Annotated in this window: 12 protein-coding genes; all 12 read left to right on the plus strand. The window is 29.0% G+C overall.

Annotation, left to right across the window (positions count from 1 at the left end; all coding sequences use genetic code 11):
• The first annotated feature begins 147 nt into the window (after positions 1 to 147).
• The 12 genes from CSPA_RS07970 to clpA all read left to right on the plus strand — a co-directional run bounded on the left by CSPA_RS07970 (position 148) and on the right by clpA (position 17,938).
• Positions 148 to 1,911, plus strand: a complete 1,764-nt coding sequence (locus CSPA_RS07970; protein ID WP_015391721.1) for a bifunctional diguanylate cyclase/phosphohydrolase — start codon at positions 148 to 150, stop codon at positions 1,909 to 1,911.
• Positions 1,912 to 2,065: 154 nt separating this feature from the next.
• Positions 2,066 to 3,334, plus strand: coding sequence for an MFS transporter (locus tag CSPA_RS07975; protein WP_015391722.1), 1,269 nt, complete (start codon positions 2,066 to 2,068; stop codon positions 3,332 to 3,334).
• Positions 3,335 to 3,411: 77 nt separating this feature from the next.
• A complete protein-coding gene (gene htpG / locus CSPA_RS07980) occupies positions 3,412 to 5,346 on the plus strand; it encodes a molecular chaperone HtpG (protein ID WP_015391723.1) in 1,935 nt (644 codons plus the stop codon).
• A 328-nt stretch (positions 5,347 to 5,674) separates the two neighbouring features.
• The gene (locus tag CSPA_RS07985; protein WP_017810766.1) at positions 5,675 to 8,140 is read left to right on the plus strand and encodes a helix-turn-helix transcriptional regulator; all 2,466 of its coding nucleotides are present in this window, start codon (positions 5,675 to 5,677) and stop codon (positions 8,138 to 8,140) included.
• 416 nt (positions 8,141 to 8,556) lie between these two features.
• Positions 8,557 to 8,826: a PTS transporter subunit EIIB gene (locus tag CSPA_RS07990; RefSeq protein WP_015391725.1), complete on the plus strand. Its 270-nt coding sequence runs from the start codon at positions 8,557 to 8,559 to the stop codon at positions 8,824 to 8,826.
• A 71-nt stretch (positions 8,827 to 8,897) separates the two neighbouring features.
• The gene (scfA, locus tag CSPA_RS07995) at positions 8,898 to 9,035 is read left to right on the plus strand and encodes a six-cysteine ranthipeptide SCIFF (RefSeq protein WP_009172015.1); all 138 of its coding nucleotides are present in this window, start codon (positions 8,898 to 8,900) and stop codon (positions 9,033 to 9,035) included.
• A 58-nt stretch (positions 9,036 to 9,093) separates the two neighbouring features.
• Positions 9,094 to 10,455 carry a thioether cross-link-forming SCIFF peptide maturase gene (scfB, locus tag CSPA_RS08000; RefSeq protein ID WP_015391726.1) on the plus strand — a complete coding sequence of 454 codons (1,362 nt, stop codon included), beginning with the start codon at positions 9,094 to 9,096 and terminating at the stop codon, positions 10,453 to 10,455.
• A gap of 667 nt (positions 10,456 to 11,122) precedes the next feature.
• Complete coding sequence (locus tag CSPA_RS08005) at positions 11,123 to 12,361, plus strand: M16 family metallopeptidase (protein ID WP_015391727.1); 1,239 nt, start codon at positions 11,123 to 11,125, stop codon at positions 12,359 to 12,361.
• Between the two features lie 15 nt (positions 12,362 to 12,376).
• Positions 12,377 to 13,396: a threonine aldolase family protein gene (locus tag CSPA_RS08010; protein ID WP_015391728.1), complete on the plus strand. Its 1,020-nt coding sequence runs from the start codon at positions 12,377 to 12,379 to the stop codon at positions 13,394 to 13,396.
• A 92-nt stretch (positions 13,397 to 13,488) separates the two neighbouring features.
• On the plus strand, positions 13,489 to 14,919 hold the full coding sequence (locus CSPA_RS08015) for an aminotransferase class I/II-fold pyridoxal phosphate-dependent enzyme (protein WP_015391729.1): 1,431 nt from the start codon (positions 13,489 to 13,491) through the stop codon (positions 14,917 to 14,919).
• Between the two features lie 436 nt (positions 14,920 to 15,355).
• Positions 15,356 to 15,655 carry an ATP-dependent Clp protease adaptor ClpS gene (locus tag CSPA_RS08020; protein WP_015391730.1) on the plus strand — a complete coding sequence of 100 codons (300 nt, stop codon included), beginning with the start codon at positions 15,356 to 15,358 and terminating at the stop codon, positions 15,653 to 15,655.
• 3 nt (positions 15,656 to 15,658) lie between these two features.
• Entirely contained in the window at positions 15,659 to 17,938 is a 2,280-nt protein-coding gene (gene clpA / locus CSPA_RS08025; RefSeq protein WP_015391731.1) for an ATP-dependent Clp protease ATP-binding subunit ClpA, read from the plus strand.
• Positions 17,939 to 17,961: the final 23 nt, after the last annotated feature.

Raw genomic sequence — 17,961 nt, forward strand, 5'->3', positions numbered from 1 at the left:
ATAAATAAAGTTTGGAGGCTATTGTAACGTGAGTTGCAATAGTCTCTAAATATTATTGAATATTTTCATAATATAAGATATAATTTGCTAAAATGTATGTAAAAAAAGTATAAATAGAGAATAGTTTCTTAAATTAGGAGAATTAATATGATTATGTGGATTAGAAATAAAATTTATTCACTTTTTTCAAGCAATCAGTATTCATTCAAACGTCAAAATATAAATATATGCTTAATATATGCTATAATTGGTATTGTTTGGATTTATTTTTCAGATACAATTATTGCAATAATTGTAAAGGATCAGAATGGAATATTAAAATTCAGTATTTATAAAGGTTTTCTATATATAATTGTAACAACAATCATTCTCTATTTATTAATTGGAACATTTTTGAAAAAAATATATTTTGTAGAACGACAACTTAATAATACTCATGAAGAGCTTGAAGCTTATGCTCAACAATTAGCTGCTTATGAAGAGGAATTACGAAGTCAATATGAACAAATAAATGAAGAGCAGCAAAAACTAAATAAAAGCGAAGAAAAGAGTAGAGCAATTATTAAAGCTATTCCAGATGTCTTGTTTATTATCAATTTTCAAGGTGTTTTTATAGGATGTGAAACCGATGATGATAATTTGCTATTAGTATCAAGAGAAAAATTTATAGGAAGAAGTATCGCAGAAATTATGCCAAATGAAGTAGCTGAACTGGCTGATAAAAGTTTAAAACTTCTATTGCAAACTGGTGATTTACAAAGTTTTGAGTATAAGTTAATTGATGAAGGAATTGAAGGCTATTTTGAAATAAGAATGGTTAAGAATGGAGAAAATGAAGTATTAGCTATATTAAGAGATATAACTGTTAGAAAGAAATTAGAAGAAAGTTTGCAATACTTAAGTTATAATGATCAATTAACAGGACTATATAATAGACGTTTCTATGAGGATGAATTGATTAGGTTAGATGTGAAAAATAATTTTCCTCTGACCATAGTTTTAGGTGATGTAAATGGCTTGAAATTAATTAATGACTCTTTTGGTCATGTTGTGGGGGATGAGTTAATTAGAAAAACAGCACAAATAATAAAAGAAGGCTGTAGACCTCAAGATATTATCGTTAGGTTAGGCGGAGATGAATTTGTTATTTTGATGCCTAAAACAGATACCGATGAAGCAGAAAGGATTATTAAAAATATTAATAGTTTAGCTAAAGAGGAAAAAATACAGAATATAGATTTGTCTATTTCTTTTGGATATGAGACAAAACATAATGTGGAAGAGAATATCCAAGATATATTTAGAAAAGCTGAAGATTATATGTATAAAAGAAAGCTTTTTGAAAGTTCAAATATGAGGGGAAAAACTATTAGTACAATAATTAATACCCTTAATGAAAAGAATAGGAATGAAGAACAGCATTCAGTTAGAGTATCACAATTATGTGAAGCTATGGGGATGAGGCTCAAGTTACCAGAGACAAGAGTTCAAGAGTTAAAAACAGCTGGATTATTGCATGATATAGGAAAAGTAGCAATAGCAGAAAGTATTCTTAATAAGACAGGAAAACTTACAGTTGAAGAATATAATGAAATTAAGCGACACCCTGAAATTGGATTTAGAATATTAAGTACAGTAAATGAATTATCAGATATTGCAGAGTACATACTTTCCCATCATGAAAGATGGGATGGAAGTGGATATCCTAAGGGGATTAAAGGTGAAGAAATTCCTATGGAAGCACGCATTATATCAATTGCAGATACATATGATGCAATAACTAGTGATAGAAGTTATCGAAAAGCATTAACAAAGGAGTTTGCGATAGAAGAGTTAAAACGAAACTCTGGAAGTCAATTTGATCCCAAATTAGTTAATTTATTTGTAGATGAAGTGATTGATTTTTTATAGGATTTGCATTATGTTTCAAAAAGTTGTATAATTTTGGATTAAGTATTACTTAGTGGAAAAAATGTATTAACGTGATAATTATTAGATATTAAGAGAAGGAGGATATCTTGATAATTTTAGTTGTCATGTCTTAATATCATTGAAAGGAGATGTTATGTTTAAAATTAGACAAAGTTTTGAGCAGTATAGGGGACTACCGAGGGAAATTTATATTCTTTTTATTGGGAGAATTATAAATTGCCTTGGATCCTTTGTTGGCCCTTTGATGACGCTTATTTTAACACAAAAATTTGGTATGTCTTCAGCTGAATCTGGAAGCTTTATTGCATTGCAATCATGTTTGCAGGGGATTGGTTTGGTGATAGGTGGAAAAATGGTTGATTCCTTTGGTCGTAAAAAAGTAATAGTTGTATGTCAATCATTAGGTGCTGTTTTGATTATTTTATGTGGAATTATACCAATATCAATGCTTACGGCTAAAATGATGATAGCATCATCCTGCCTTTATTCAATGGCATTTACAGCGTATGATGCATTGCAAGCAGATGTTACAAATACTAAAAATAGAAAAGTTTCATATTCCTTATTATATATGGGAATAAATATTGGGTTTGCTATTGGACCAATTATTGGAGGGTTTCTATATAAAAATTATATATCATTAGTATTTATTGGTGATGCAGTTACAACTATAATTTCTATGGTTCTTGTTATGGTCTTAATTAAAGAGAAAACAATTTATAAAAGTACAATAGAGAATGAAGAAGAAAACAAAATGGAAGAAAGAAATGAGTTAGAAGATAATGTAGAAGGCTCAGTATTTAAAATTTTAATGAGTAGGCCAATTCTTCTTGTATTTTGTATGATTATGTTTTTTAGAAATTTTACATATGCAGAGTGGCCTTTTGCTTTGCCGCTTCAACTTGGAAAGATATATGGAAGTGATGGAGCAAGTATGTTTGCGTTATTAGGAGCTGTAAATGGGACGATTGTAATAATTGGAACTCCTTTCCTAATGAAACTAACTAAAAAATTCTCGGAATTAATGAATATATGTTTAGGAAACTTTATATATGTAATTTCCTTTTTTATGTTTGGATGCATAGGTTCTATGCCGTTGTTTATTATGGCGGTTTCGCTTATGACTTTTGGAGAGATAATTGGAGCAGCAAATTCATCTGCCTTTATTTCCAATAATTCTCCGGCATCTCATAGAGGTAGATTAAACTCAACCTTATCAATAATAATAATGAGTGGTGGTGCACTTTCTCCTATGATAATTGGAAATATAATAGAGAAGTATGGATTAATGCCCGGATATACCTTGGCTGCTGCTAGTGCTTTATTAGCTGTGGTTTTAGGAATTATTGCAGAGAAAATTGCAAAAAATCGAATGATTATTAGGAATAGCGCAACTATTTGATAGCAAGAATTATTTGACAATTTTTATTGTTTATTCTAAAATATTTTTTGGGAAAAAATTAAGAGGAGTGGTTATACATGATAAAAGAAAATGGTAATATTTCAATTGATACTGAGAACATATTTCCTATTATTAAGAAATGGCTATACTCTGATAAAGACATATTTATAAGAGAAGTAATAAGCAATGCATGTGATGCAATTAGTAAATTTCAAAGGTTAGTTTCTCTTGGAGAGGCAAATAACAATGGAGATGATATATATAAGGTTACAGTATCAGTAAATAAGGAAAAGAAAACTCTTAAATTTATTGATAATGGTATTGGTATGACAGAAGAAGAGGTTAAAAAGTACATTAACCAAGTAGCTTTTTCTGGAGCAACTGACTTTATGGAAAAGTATAAGGACAAAATGGATGAAGGAAAAGATATAATTGGACATTTTGGACTTGGGTTTTATTCAACTTTTATGGTATCAACTAAGGTACAAATAGATACTCAATCTTATAAAGAAGGAGCAGAATCTGTAAGATGGGAATGTTCAGGTGGTACTGAGTATGAAATTGCACCTTCAGAGGAAAGAAAAACAAGAGGTACAACTATCACATTATTTATAGATGATGAAAGTACAGAGTTTTTAGAAGAATACAAGGTTAGAGAAATAATAAAAAAATATTGTTCATTCTTACCAACAGAAATATATTTAGAAGATGAAAATAAGCCAAAAGAAGAACCGAAATATGAAACAAAGAAAAATGAGGATGGAACTGAATATCAAGAATTAGTTGAGCCAGAAGCACCAAAACCTTTAAATGATACAAATCCATTGTGGGTTAAGGCTCCTAAGGATTGTACTGATGAAGAATACAAAGATTTCTATAGAAAAGTATTTATGGATTTCAATGAACCTTTGTTTTGGATTCATTTAAATGTAGATTATCCATTTAATTTAAAAGGAATATTGTATTTCCCTAAATTAACTCATGAATTTGAAGCAACTGAAGGTCAAGTAAAATTATATAACAACCAAGTGTTTGTTGCTGATAATATTAAGGAAGTAATTCCAGAATTCTTATTATTATTAAAAGGTACAATAGATTGTCCTGATTTGCCTTTAAATGTTTCAAGAAGCTTCCTTCAAAATGACAAAGAGGTTTCAAAAATTTCAAATCATATAGTTAAGAAGGTTGCAGATAAATTAGTAGATTTATTTAAAAATAGCAGAGAAGAATTTAATAAGTTCTGGCCAGACATACAAATATTCATTAAATATGGTTGCTTAAGAGATCCAAAATTCTATGATAAGATAAAAGAAATAGTTATCTTCAAGAATTTAAAAGGTGAATTTGTAACATTAAAGGATTATCTTGAAGCTAATAAGGAAAAGCATGAAAATAAAGTCTTCTATGCTAACGATGAAAAACAACAATCACAGTACATTAAAATGTTCAAAGAATATGACTTAGATGCAGTGATTTTAGATTGCTCATTAGATGATCACTTTATTTCATTCTTAGAAATGCATGAAGCAGGGGTTAAATTCAACAGAATTGATTCAGATATTTCAGATACATTAGGAAGCAAAACTGATGAAAATGATGAGACTGCAAAAGCATTAAATAAGGAAATTGAAGAGTTATTTAAAACTTCTCTCGGAGATAAAATTAAGAATTTATCAGTAGAAGGATTAAAAAATGAAGAAACTCCAGCACTTATACTTGTATCTGAAGAATCGAGAAGAATGGCTCAAATGAGCAAGATGTATGCAAAATCAGGAATGAGTTTCCCAGGAATGTTTGATGAAGAAAAAACTTTGGTAATTAATAATAACAATGCTATTATTAAAAAACTTTTAGAGGTATATAAGGATGATGGGAAAAAGGATGAGGTTAAGTTTATTTGTGAGCATATTTTAGATTTAGCTAAGATTGCTAACAAGGAATTAGATGCAAGTGAAATGGATGAATTTATAAAAAGAAATAATCAATTATTAAGTAAGGTTATATTATTATAATTTAATTGAATAGACAATGTGTTAAAATGGTTCTAAGCATCTAAAATAAATTTATAGGATGCTTAGAATCTATTTTTTTTCATCTAATTAGACAATTAATGATATGAAGATCATTGGAAAAATAAGGATGGAATATGACAAATTTAGTACTTTTAAAAAAATATATGAAAATTGAAATTGGATTTTAAATATGATAAAATATTTCTATATAAATTATAGCACGGTTTGACAAGGATGTTTAATTTGTGAGGAGCGTGGTTACAATTTATAAATTGTAACCAATAAGAAAGGAATATGCTGAATTTGTATGAGATGGAAGGGAAGCCTTATGATTGATAAAATTTTTAGACCTAAAATATTAAACAGACCTCGTATAGATAAAATGTTATCACAAATGTTGGAAGTGTCAGTGTTTTTTATATCAGCTTCCATGGGATATGGTAAAAGTACTGCTGTTAAAAATTTTTTACGAAAGAAAAATGAAATACAAACTATTTGGTTTGATAATCCAGATGAAGATATTGATTCCACTTGGAGATGGATTAAATTTTGCAATTCAATTAAAGTTGCAAATCCTAATTTAGGTCAAAAACTTAGCGCATATGGAGTTCCCAAAAATAATACAGATTTATATACAATAATAGAAACAATACAAAATGCAATAAGGCAAAAAACTGTAATGATTATTGACGATTGGTATGATGCGGAAAATATTTATGTTAATTATTTAATAAAAGCTATTGCGTTAGAAGAAATACCTAATTTGCATATTGTTATAATAAGCCGTAATAAACCTTCTAATCAATATATAGAACTTGAACTAAAGCAAAAATGTTTGGTGATGTGGCAGGATGATATTTCATATACGTTTGAGGAAACTGTAGATTTTTTTAAACTTAATGGAATTAGACTAAATGATGAAGAGAAGGAAAAAGTATATGAGTATACAGCAGGATGGACTTCTGCTACCTATCTTTCATTGATTCAATATTATAATGAAAAAACCTTTGATAATATACCTCAGGCAACAGAATTAATTAAGCTGGCAGTATATGATAAACTTGATGAATCTACTAAACAAATACTTTTAAAATTAGCACCTATTGATAAATTTACGTTGGAACAAGCTATTTATGTAACAGAAAATCAGTGCTCAAGAGATGTTATCAGAGCTTTATCATCGAATAACTGTTTTATAAGATATGATACTGAAAGTAAAATTTATACGTTACATTCTATTTTGAGAAGTGCATTGATAGAAGAGGCATTGCTAAATTCAGATATAATTAAGATAAATAATCTGTGTGGGGAATGGTACTATGAAAAGCACCATGATATGGAGGCTATAGAATATTACTACAAGGCAAATAACTTTGATCGAGTAATGGATATAATGGAAAGGAATACCTTAGTATCACTTACCAATGTTTGGGATAGAATTATGAAACCAGTTATAGAAATGCTTAGCATGGAGCAAAAGGTAAATAGACCTGTAGCATATTTGATTTATATTGTTTTTTATATTGTTTATTTAAATATAGAAAAAGGGAAAGAACTTTTATATGAATTTTGGATTATTTATGAAATGAATGAGGATTTACCATATAGGCAACAAGTATTGGGAGAGATAGCATATGTTGAAACACTAGGTATATATGGTGATTCTAGTAAGATGGTTCAATATCTTAAGAAGGCATATGATTTGCTTGGAGGAAGAGTATCAAGAGTAGGAGAAAATTCAATGCCGCTTACCTTTGGTTCACCACATTTATTAAGCTTATTTTATAAAAGTGAAGGCAGCTTAATAAATGATGAAGCAAACTTAAGGCAGTTTACAAAGTATTTAGCTAAGATTTCGGGCGGATGTGGCGAAGGTGGAGATTATTTAGTAAGTGCTGAATATTTTTTTGAAACTGGTGATTGTGATAAAGCAGAATTATTTGCATATAAGGCATTACATAAGGCTAAACTTAAAAATCAAACTTACATAGAAATATGTGCACTATTTCTTTTGATGCGAATTAGTGTAATTAAAAATGATGCAAGCGATGTTAAAGAAAAATATGATATTTTAACGGATCAATATAGAAATTTTGAAGTGCCAAGATTTTTTAATGGAACAGAAATTGCACTGGGCTATATTGATGGAATCACTGGAAATTTACCTAATATGAGTAAATGGCTCGAAGATGGTGAATGTCCTAATCTACAAATAGTTTTTCCATCTAGAAGGATGAAATATATTGTTTCTGCTTTTACTATGCTGCACGAAAAAAGTTATATTGAATTAGAAGTACAAGCGGAAATTATGTTAGAAGTTTATTTGACAAAAAAGCTTATCTTTGGGATTTTATATGCATATATGATAGATTCTATAGCAAAGTACAAGCTTTATGGAGTAGAAAGTGCTAAAGAATCGTTACAGAAAGCTATAAATTTAGCAAAAAGAGATAACATAGTAATGGTTTTTGTTGAACTTAGTCCTCATATAATCCATGTTTTAAGAGAACTTGCAAAAGAAGATGAGTTTGCTAAGGTATTATTACCAAAATGCGAGCGATTTAATGATATATATCAAAAGAATTATGCTAAAAGTGAAGAAATAGAATTGACACCGAGAGAACTTGAAGTTATGAAATTAGTGGACGAGGGGTACAAGCAAACTGAAATTTCAAATAAATTACATATAGCATTAATAACTGTAAAAAAGCACATGGCATCTGTTTACTATAAATTGGATGTTAATAATAAAACAGTAGCAATAAATTTATTAAAACAAAAAGGAATATTATAAAAAAAACATAAAAAAATACAATAAATTATACTTTAGTATAATACACAAATTTTCCAAATAGTAATATAATCTAATTGTTGAGAGATTTAATATGTTAGGGTAAATATAGATCAACTATGGGTGAAAATTGAATTTATAGAGTTAATGAAGGGTGTGGTAGTACTAATTAAGGGGTTAATTGTACTACCGAAAAATCAAAATATAGTAAATACTTTTTTGGGGATCTAAAAAACAAGGGGTTTAGGGATAGGTTCTGATTATAAGGTATTTATTATATTTTTTTCTAGAAAAATTAGGGAGAAAATTGTTAAGTTTGTTGAGAAGTATTGAAATATACAATATTGTAATATTTTGTGAAATTTACAATTTGTATGCTTTTAATATAGAATCAATTAAAAATTAGGGGGAGAGTTTAGATGAACACAGAACTTACTAAATCAGCAGAAGATATTTTAGGTTTCATTGGATATGAAGATAATATTGTATCCGTTGGAAACTGCACAACAAGATTGAGATTGAATTTAAGAGACAAAAGAAAGGTAGATGTTGGACAATTTAAAAAAGTTGAGGGAGTTTTAGGGATTGTTGAAACAAAAGAACAATTGCAAATAATACTTGAGCCTAAAAAGGCAAAAATTTTAATTACTGAATTCAAAAAAGTTTATGAATTCAAAAATAGAATTTAGATAAATCTTTAATAACCTCCTATAGTATGATATAATAGCTACGGATATTTTTTTTGATGGAGGATTTTGGAATGAAACACATAAAAACTATAAACAAACCAAATATAAAAAATAGTTTATGCAAACCAGGATGCAAAGAATGTGCAAACTCATGTCAATCAGCTTGTAAGACATCTTGTACAGTTGCAAACTTAGAATGTGAAAACTAATTTTCAAGCAGTAGCTTTATAGTTACTGCTTACTTTATATGTTTAGGAGGGAAAAGATTTGTCTTTAATACATAAATTTAAACAAGGTGAAAATTATTTTGTTTTAGATGTGAATACAGGTGCAGTTCATGTTGTTGATGAACTGGTTTATGATATATTGGATGATGATAAATTGAAAAATAAAAAGGAAGTAATGGAAGTCCTTAAAGGTAAATATAATGAAGAGGAACTTTCAGAAGCTTATGATGAAATACAAGAATTAGCAGAAGAAGGGATCCTTTATTCAGAAGATCAATATGAAGAAATTGCACATAGTTCTATGGATGACAGGGATTATATTAAGGCTATTTGTTTAAACGTAATTCATGGATGTAATTTAAGATGTAAATATTGCTTTGCTGATGAAGGTGAGTATCATGGACATGGTGGTGTCATGAGTGCTGAGACAGCTAAAAAGGCAATAGATTATGTTATTAAAAGAAGTGGTCCAAGAAAAAATATAGAAATTGATTTATTTGGTGGAGAACCAACCTTGATCATGGATACAATAAAGGAAATAATTCAATATGCTAGAGATAATGAAAAGAAGTGGGGCAAAAATGTTAGATTTACTATGACAACTAATGCAACGCTTTTAACTCCAGAAATGATGGATTATATGGATAAAGAAATGGGAAATATAATTCTTTCTTTAGATGGTAGAAAAGAAGTTAATGATAATGTAAGAATTAAGCCTGATAAGAGTGGTTCTTATGAAGATATAGTTCCTAATATTAAGGAAATGATTAAGAGAAGAACTAAAGGCAAAACTTATTATGTTAGAGGTACCTTCACAAGAGAAAATACTGATTTTTATGAAGATGTAATGGCTATGGTAAACGAAGGGTTTAGAGAATTATCTATAGAACCTGTTGTTTTAGAAAATGGACATCCTCTTGCAATCAGAGAAGAAGATATTGATACGATTTTTGAAAATTATGATAAGCTATATGAAGAAATGAAAAACAGAAAAAGAGAAGGAAATGATGAATTTAAATTCTATCACTTTAATATAGATTTACAAGGTGGTCCATGTGTTTATAAGAGAATTTCAGGCTGTGGAGCAGGTTTTGAATATGTGGCAATAACACCTCAAGGAGAAGTATATCCTTGTCATCAATTTGTAGGAAAAGAAGAGTTTAAGTTAGGAAGTATCCATGAGGATACATATAATTCAGAACTTGCTAAGAAGTTTAAGACAGCTCATATCTACAATAAACCTAAATGTAGAGAATGCTGGGCAAAGTTCTACTGTAGTGGTGGATGTCAGGCAAATAACTACAATTTTAATGGAGATATGAATATTCCATATGAAATTGGTTGTAAAATGCAGAAGAAGAGAATTGAATGTGCAATCGCATTAAAGGTTGAAGAAAACTAAAAATAAAAATATTAAAGATAATAATTTTGATAATATGCAAAGTTATTATCTTTTTCTATATCAATTGTCAAAGGTCAACTAATGAGAAAAGATCTATTGGACACTCACTTTTCTTTTAGAATGTATTAAACTATAATATACAATAATAATTAGAATTTATATATATAGATATCCAACGCGAGAATTAGATTTATGCAAAACTTACCGAAATCAGATACATTTATCTTCCACAGGACTAGTGAAATTTTCGCTGGATGGTTCTAAATGGCAGCTTGTCGTCATTTCAGCATGTTCCAGATGTAAAATCTGGACAAGCTTAAAATGAAACAAGCCATAGAGGAAATTCGACTCACGTTCGTTCGCTGAGTAAGCGATTCACACCAAATCAGTTTTTTAAAGTAGGTTAACTCATGAATGAGTTAACTAAGTTCAAGAAATCAAATCATAGATTTGGACTTTCACTTATCTGCTTAAGAACCATCATTAGCTCAATTTCACATGCCTGCTTCCAGAAAAATGTATCTAATTTCTAGTGTAGTGTTACGATTAGACTTTCTCAATAATACATATATATTACATTTATAAGTTGAATTATTAATTTGGATATCTATAATAAAAGACAAAGAGTAAATTGAAAATTATCTGTGATTTTTTGGGAGAACAATTAATGAAAGAATATATTTTGGAAAATGATTTAAAATTGATATACAGGCGTAGCGATTCTGAATTAACGTCGATTTGTATAGCAGTAGATGCTGGAGCAGGAGTTGAAAATGAAAAGTATGGGATTGCTCATGCAGCTGAACATATGGTTTATAAGGGAACAAAAAATAGGAATGAGAAAGAAATAAATGAAGGTTTAAGTAATGTTTTTGGTTTTAATAATGCTATGACAAATTATCCTTATGTAATTTATTATGGAACTTTGCTTAAAGAGGATTTAGAAAAAGGATTAGATTTATTAAGTGATATAGTTATTAATCCAAGTTTTAAGGAATTTGGCTTTGAAGAAGAAATGGCTGTAATAAAAGAAGAATTAAGGGAATGGGATGAAGAGTTAGAGCAATATTGTGAGGATAAGTTGTTTTTTAATTCCTTTGAAAGTAGGAGAATAAAATATCCTATTATAGGTACAGAAGAGAGCTTGAATAATATTACTTTGAAGGAAATAAGAGAATTTTACGAAATGCATTACTTTCCAGGTAATACATCTATAGTAATAGTTTCATCTTTAGAATTTGAACAAGTAAAAGCTGAAGTGAATAAATATTTTGGTGGCTGGAGAAGGCAGAGTGGTGAAAAGCAAGATAGAAATAGATTAGAGAGATATATTAAATATGAAGCATTGAAACCTGGCGAATATAATGATAAAAGAGAGGGCATAAAAACTTGTAGGGTTGAAATCATATTCCCTATAGATTCATTAAGTGAGAAGGAAATGAAATGTCTAAAAATCTTCAATCAGTATTTTGGAGAAGGCGTAAACTCTGTACTTTACGATACCTTAAGGACTAAAAATGGACTGATATATGATGTTATCACTAATGTTGCTTATGAAAACTATATAAAATTATATAAAATTTCATTTAACACATCAAAAGAAAATGTTGACAAAGCAATAAAGTTAGTAAAAGAGTGCATACAAAATATATCGAATTTAATATATAAGCTTGATGAAAAGCAATTAAACCAATTATTTAAAAGTTTTAAATTAAAAAGGTTATTCAGGGAAGAACAAAGTATAGTATTAGCAAAAGAATTAGCAACTTATGATTGTATGTTTGGTGATTATAATATTTACATTAATGAAACTGAGGATTTAAATAAGATTACAAGTGAAAAAATAGTTGAAGTTACTAATAAAGTATTAAATAATATGACAATACAAATAATTAATAAGGCATAGATGGAGGAAAAGATTATGTACAGTTTTAAAAATGATTATAGTGAAGGTGCTCATGAAAGAATATTAAATGCACTGGTTGAAAGTAATTTTGAACAAACAGATGGCTATGGTGAGGACTATCATACAGAAAGAGCAGTTCAAATATTAAAGGATAAAATAGATAATCAAAATGTAGACATTCATTTACTTGTAGGTGGCACTCAAGTTAATCTTACAGCAATATCAGCATTCTTAAGACCTCATCAAGCAGCAATAGGAGCAGATACAAGTCACATTAATTGTCATGAGACAGGAGCAATTGAGGCGACAGGACATAAGGTAATAACAATGAAAACAGATGATGGGAAATTAACACCAAGTTTAATTCAAAAGGTTGTGGATGCACATCAAGATGAACATATGGTTCAGCCAAAGCTTGTTTATATTTCTGATTCCACAGAACTTGGAACTTTATATACAAAAGCAGAATTAACTGATTTACATAATTGTTGTAAGAAAAATAAATTATTATTATATTTAGATGGTGCTAGACTTGGAGCAGCTCTTACAGCAGAAAAAAATGATTTAACTTTGGCTGATATAGCTAAATTAGTTGATGCATTTTATATTGGAGGAACTAAAAATGGAGCACTTTTTGGAGAAGCGCTTGTAATATGTAAGGATGAGTTAAAAGAAGATTTTAGATATTTTATTAAGCAAAAGGGTGGACTTTTAGCTAAGGGAAGATTGCTTGGAATTCAATTTGAAGAATTATTCAAAGATGATTTATATTTTGAATTGGCAAAATACGCAAATAATCTGGCTATAATATTAAAAAATGCATTAATAGAAAAAGGCTATAAGTTTTTATGTGAATCTTATACTAATCAACAGTTCCCTATTTTACCTAATGAGGTTGTAAAAAAAATAAGTGAAAAATATTCTTTTAATGTTGAAAGAGTAATTGATGAAAACAATACTGTGATTAGATTAGTAACCTCTTGGGCAACAAGTAAAGAAAAAGTATTAGAATTTGTGGAAGAACTAAATTTATAGTTTACAATTTACAGTTTACAGTTGGTGAAGAATAGTTTACAGTTTACAATTTACAGTTGATAAAAAGAATTAATAATTAAGAGGTATATTTTATGGTTGAAAAGTTACCACTATTACAAGAATTGCTTAAGTATCATGATGAAAAGAATTTACTTCTTTCAATGCCAGGAAATAAAGGCGGAAGTGGATTTCTAAGGGATGAGATTGGGAAGGAATTCGTAGAAAGATTAGGAAATTTGGATATAACTGAAGTTGAACCTTTAGATAATTTACACTATCCAGAGGGAATAATTAAGGAAGCACAAGAATTATTGGCTAAAACTTATACGGCTCAAAAAGCGTATTTTTTAGTTAATGGTAGTTCGTCAGGAAATATGGCTGCTATTTTCTCGGCATTTGAAGAAGGCGATGAGGTATTAGTTGAAAGAAATTGCCATAAATCAATTTATAATGGTTTGATAATGAGAAAATTAAAAGTTAAATATATTGAGCCAGTAATTGATGAGGAATATGGGCTTTTTTTACCTCCAGATAAAGAAAATATTTATAAGGCATTAAGCGAAGGTTTAAATCCAAAGGGGATTATTTTAACTTATCCTAATTATTTTGGAATCACTTATGATATTGGGGATATAATAATAGACTTAAAAGCAAAAGGGATTAAGGTTATTGTAGATTGTGCTCATGGGGCTCACTTTGGAATAAACACGAGACTACCTAAATCAATTGCAAGTTTAGGTGATTATGTTATTTTAAGTGCCCATAAAACATTGCCAGCTTTGACGCAAGGTGCATATCTTTTGGTTAATGAAGAAAATAATTTATTAGAATTTTATTTAAGAGCCTTTATGACAACATCACCGTCCTATTTAATTATGGCTTCTTTAGATTATGCTAGACATTATTTAGATAATTATGGTGAAAGAGATTATGAAATACTAATAGATAAAACTGAAAGCTGGAAAGAAAAAATTAATAAATTAAACAAAGTACACTTGCTTGATGAACATGCATTAAATAAATCACATACAGAAGAGGGAATGTATAGTATTGATTTAAGCCGATATATAATGATTTTGCCAAAAGGATATAGCGGACATAAGTTATTAGATTATCTTAGAAAAGAAAAAATACAGGCTGAAATGAGTTTTGCAAGAGGAGTAGTTTTAATATTATCACCTTTTAATACAGATGAGGATTTTAATATTATCTATAATGCTATTGTAAAATTAGAAATGAAGGATATAGTTGGTGAAACAGAAGCAAAGTATGTTTCTGAGATTCCTATAAAGAAATTAGAACCTTATGAAGTATTTGAAAAAACTAGTGAATGGTATGACATTAAAAAGTGTGAAGGAAGAATTGCAAAAGATTCAATAATACCATATCCACCAGGAATACCTGTAGTTTGCCCTGGAGAAGTGATTTCTAAAGAAATAATTGATATTGTAATAGATTATAGTAGAAATAAAAAAACTATTATTGGCGTTAAGGATAATAAAATAAGAGTAGTTATTAATTAGTTTTATGCAACAATTACCGAAAGCAGATACATTTATCTTCTTCAGCAGCTCAATTTCACATGCCTGCTTCCAGAAAAATGTATCTAATTTCTAGTGTAGTGATATGATTAAAAATTTCTCAACAATACATGTATATTCCACTTGGTTGTCTGATTATTAATTTGGATATCTATATATAGTTATGATAAAATATACACATATAAAAAAAGTAGCTATGCTACAATTAAGAACTTATATAAAAAAAGTAGCTATGCTACAATTAAGAACTTATATAAAAAAGTAGCTATGCTACAATTAAGAACATATAATATAATGGTATTTTTGACTTTTTAGTTCATGTGTCTAAGTAAAATATAGGATGATTTCTACTACTTGATAGTTAAACATTGACAGTTGACAATTGAAAAAACAATGTTAGGGGGCAAATCGATAGCTTATGGAAACAAATATTGCTACCAAGCAAAAGGAAAAAATTAAGGTGAAAAAACCTAAATTATATAAAGTTATTATGTATAATGATGATTATACTACGATGGAATTTGTTATTGAAATATTGATGGTTATATTTAATAAAAATCAAATTGAAGCTGAAAAAATAATGTTAGATGTACATAAAAAGGGCAAAGGACTGGCTGGAATATATAGCTATGATATTGCAATGACTAAAGTTACAACTGCAATGTCTTTGGCTAAAGAAAATGGATTTCCGTTTAAACTTACTGTGGAGGAGGCGTAATGAATGAAAATTACTAATGAAGTGAATTTAATATTACTAAAGGCTTATGAAGAAGCGAGTGGAAGAAATAGTGAATATATTACACCAGAGCATTTGCTTTATGCAGCTACCTTTGATAATGGTGTTGGAGATGCTATAAAAGAATGTGGTGGGAGTTTAGAGAATTTAAGATATAATTTAATTACTTATATTAGGACATATATTAATAAAATTGGTCAAGGGGAACCTCAAGAAAGTATTGAATTTCAAAGGGTGATTTTAACAGCAAATGAGCAAATTAAATATAGTGGTAAAGATGCTATAGACGTTGATCATATACTTGCAGCAATTTTTGATTTGGAAGATAGTTACGCCCGTTATTATTTAGAACAGGAAGGTGTTACTAAAAGGGACTTGTTATATTCTTTATGTCACAGTATAAACAATGAGGAAAATTCTTATGAAGATCAAATGAAGAAAGAACTTAAGGAAGATTCACAAATAAATTCTCATGAGGCAGAAGAAGACGAAGCAGTTGTTGCTAAGAAAAAAGAAGATGCTTTTCTTAGTAAGTTCACTATAAATCTAATTGAAAAAGTTAATGAAGAAAATAATGATCCTTTAATAGGAAGAGAAGATATTTTGGAGAGGAGTATTCAAATCCTCTGCAGAAGAATAAAAAACAACCCAATTCATGTTGGAGAATCTGGTGTAGGAAAGACTGCAATTACCTTTGGCCTTGCAAAGCTTATTAGAGAAAATAAAGTTCCTGATAGAATAAAGGGCAGCTCAATGTTTTCTTTAGACATAGGTTCTGTGATTGCTGGTACTAAATATAGAGGTGATTTTGAAGAAAGAATAAAGAGAATTTTAGATATAATAAGTAAGCAGGAAAAGCCTATTGTTTATATAGATGAAATTCATAATATTGTTGGCGCTGGAGCATTGAATGGTGGAGCTTTAGATGCATCAAATCTTTTAAAACCTTATTTAACAGAAGGGAAAATAAGATTTATTGGAGCAACTACTTTTGATGAATATAAAAAGTTTTTTGAAAAGGATAAAGCTTTAAGTAGAAGATTTCAAAAAATAGATGTTAAAGAGCCATCTATTAAAGAAGCTATAGAAATACTTAATGGGCTTAAAGGAAATTATGAGGAATATCATAATGTAATTTATACAAGTGATGCAATAAGTGATGCTGTAACTTTAAGTGATAAATATATCAAGGATAAATTTTTACCTGATAAAGCTGTTGATATTATAGATGAAGCGGGGGCTTATGCTCGTATGCACAATGAAAACTTGGAAGAAAAAATAACTATTGATAGAAAGAGCATTGAGGAAATAATATCAAAAGTGTGCAGTATTCCAAAGCAAACTGTTGAAAGCAGTGAAATAAATGCACTGCAGCACCTTGAAGCTAAATTAAAAGAAAATATTTTTTCACAAGATAATGCAATTGAAGAAGTTGTAAGATGCATTAAGATGTCTAGATCAGGATTAAATGAAGAAGATAAACCAGTTGCATCAATGCTTTTTGTTGGACCAACAGGGGTTGGTAAAACTGAAATAGCAAGGACTCTTTCTAAACTGCTTGGAATAGATCTAATTAGATTTGACATGAGTGAATATGGAGAAAAGCATGCGGCAGCTAAATTAATAGGATCTCCTCCAGGATATGTAGGGTATGAAGAAGGTGGATTATTAACAGATTCTATAAGAAAAACACCACATTGTGTATTGTTATTAGATGAAATAGAAAAAGCTCATGAAGATATCTTAGGGGTATTGCTTCAAGTTATGGATTATGCAACCCTAACAGATAATAAAGGCAGAAAAGCTGATTTTAGAAATGTAATAATAATAATGACTTCTAATGCAGGTGCAAAGAACATAGGGAAAAAGCTTATAGGTTTTGGTGAGCGTGAAGTTAAAGGTGAAGCTATAATGGAAGAAGTTAAGAAATTCTTTACGCCAGAGTTTAGAAATAGATTAGATAAGATTGTTGTGTTTAACAGCATGAGCGATTCAATGGCCTTAAGTGTAGCTAAAAAGCAATTAAATGATTTTGAAGCTAAGCTAAGTAGTAAAAATATAGAAATTAAATTTAGTGATGAATGTATAAAGCATGTTGCTAAGATTGGAACCTCTGATGAATTTGGTGCAAGAGAAATTGCAAGAGTTATAGCTTCAAATATTAAGCCTTTATTAGTTGATGAAATTTTATTTGGAAAATTAAGTGATGGTGGTAAATGCCAAATTGATTTAATAGGAGATAAATTTGAATTAACAATAAATTAAAACAATAATTAATGAATAAAAAA

Origin of the sequence: Clostridium saccharoperbutylacetonicum N1-4(HMT) (genome assembly GCF_000340885.1) — a bacterium.
In the GTDB taxonomy this organism is placed as follows: Bacteria; Bacillota; Clostridia; order Clostridiales; family Clostridiaceae; genus Clostridium; species Clostridium saccharoperbutylacetonicum.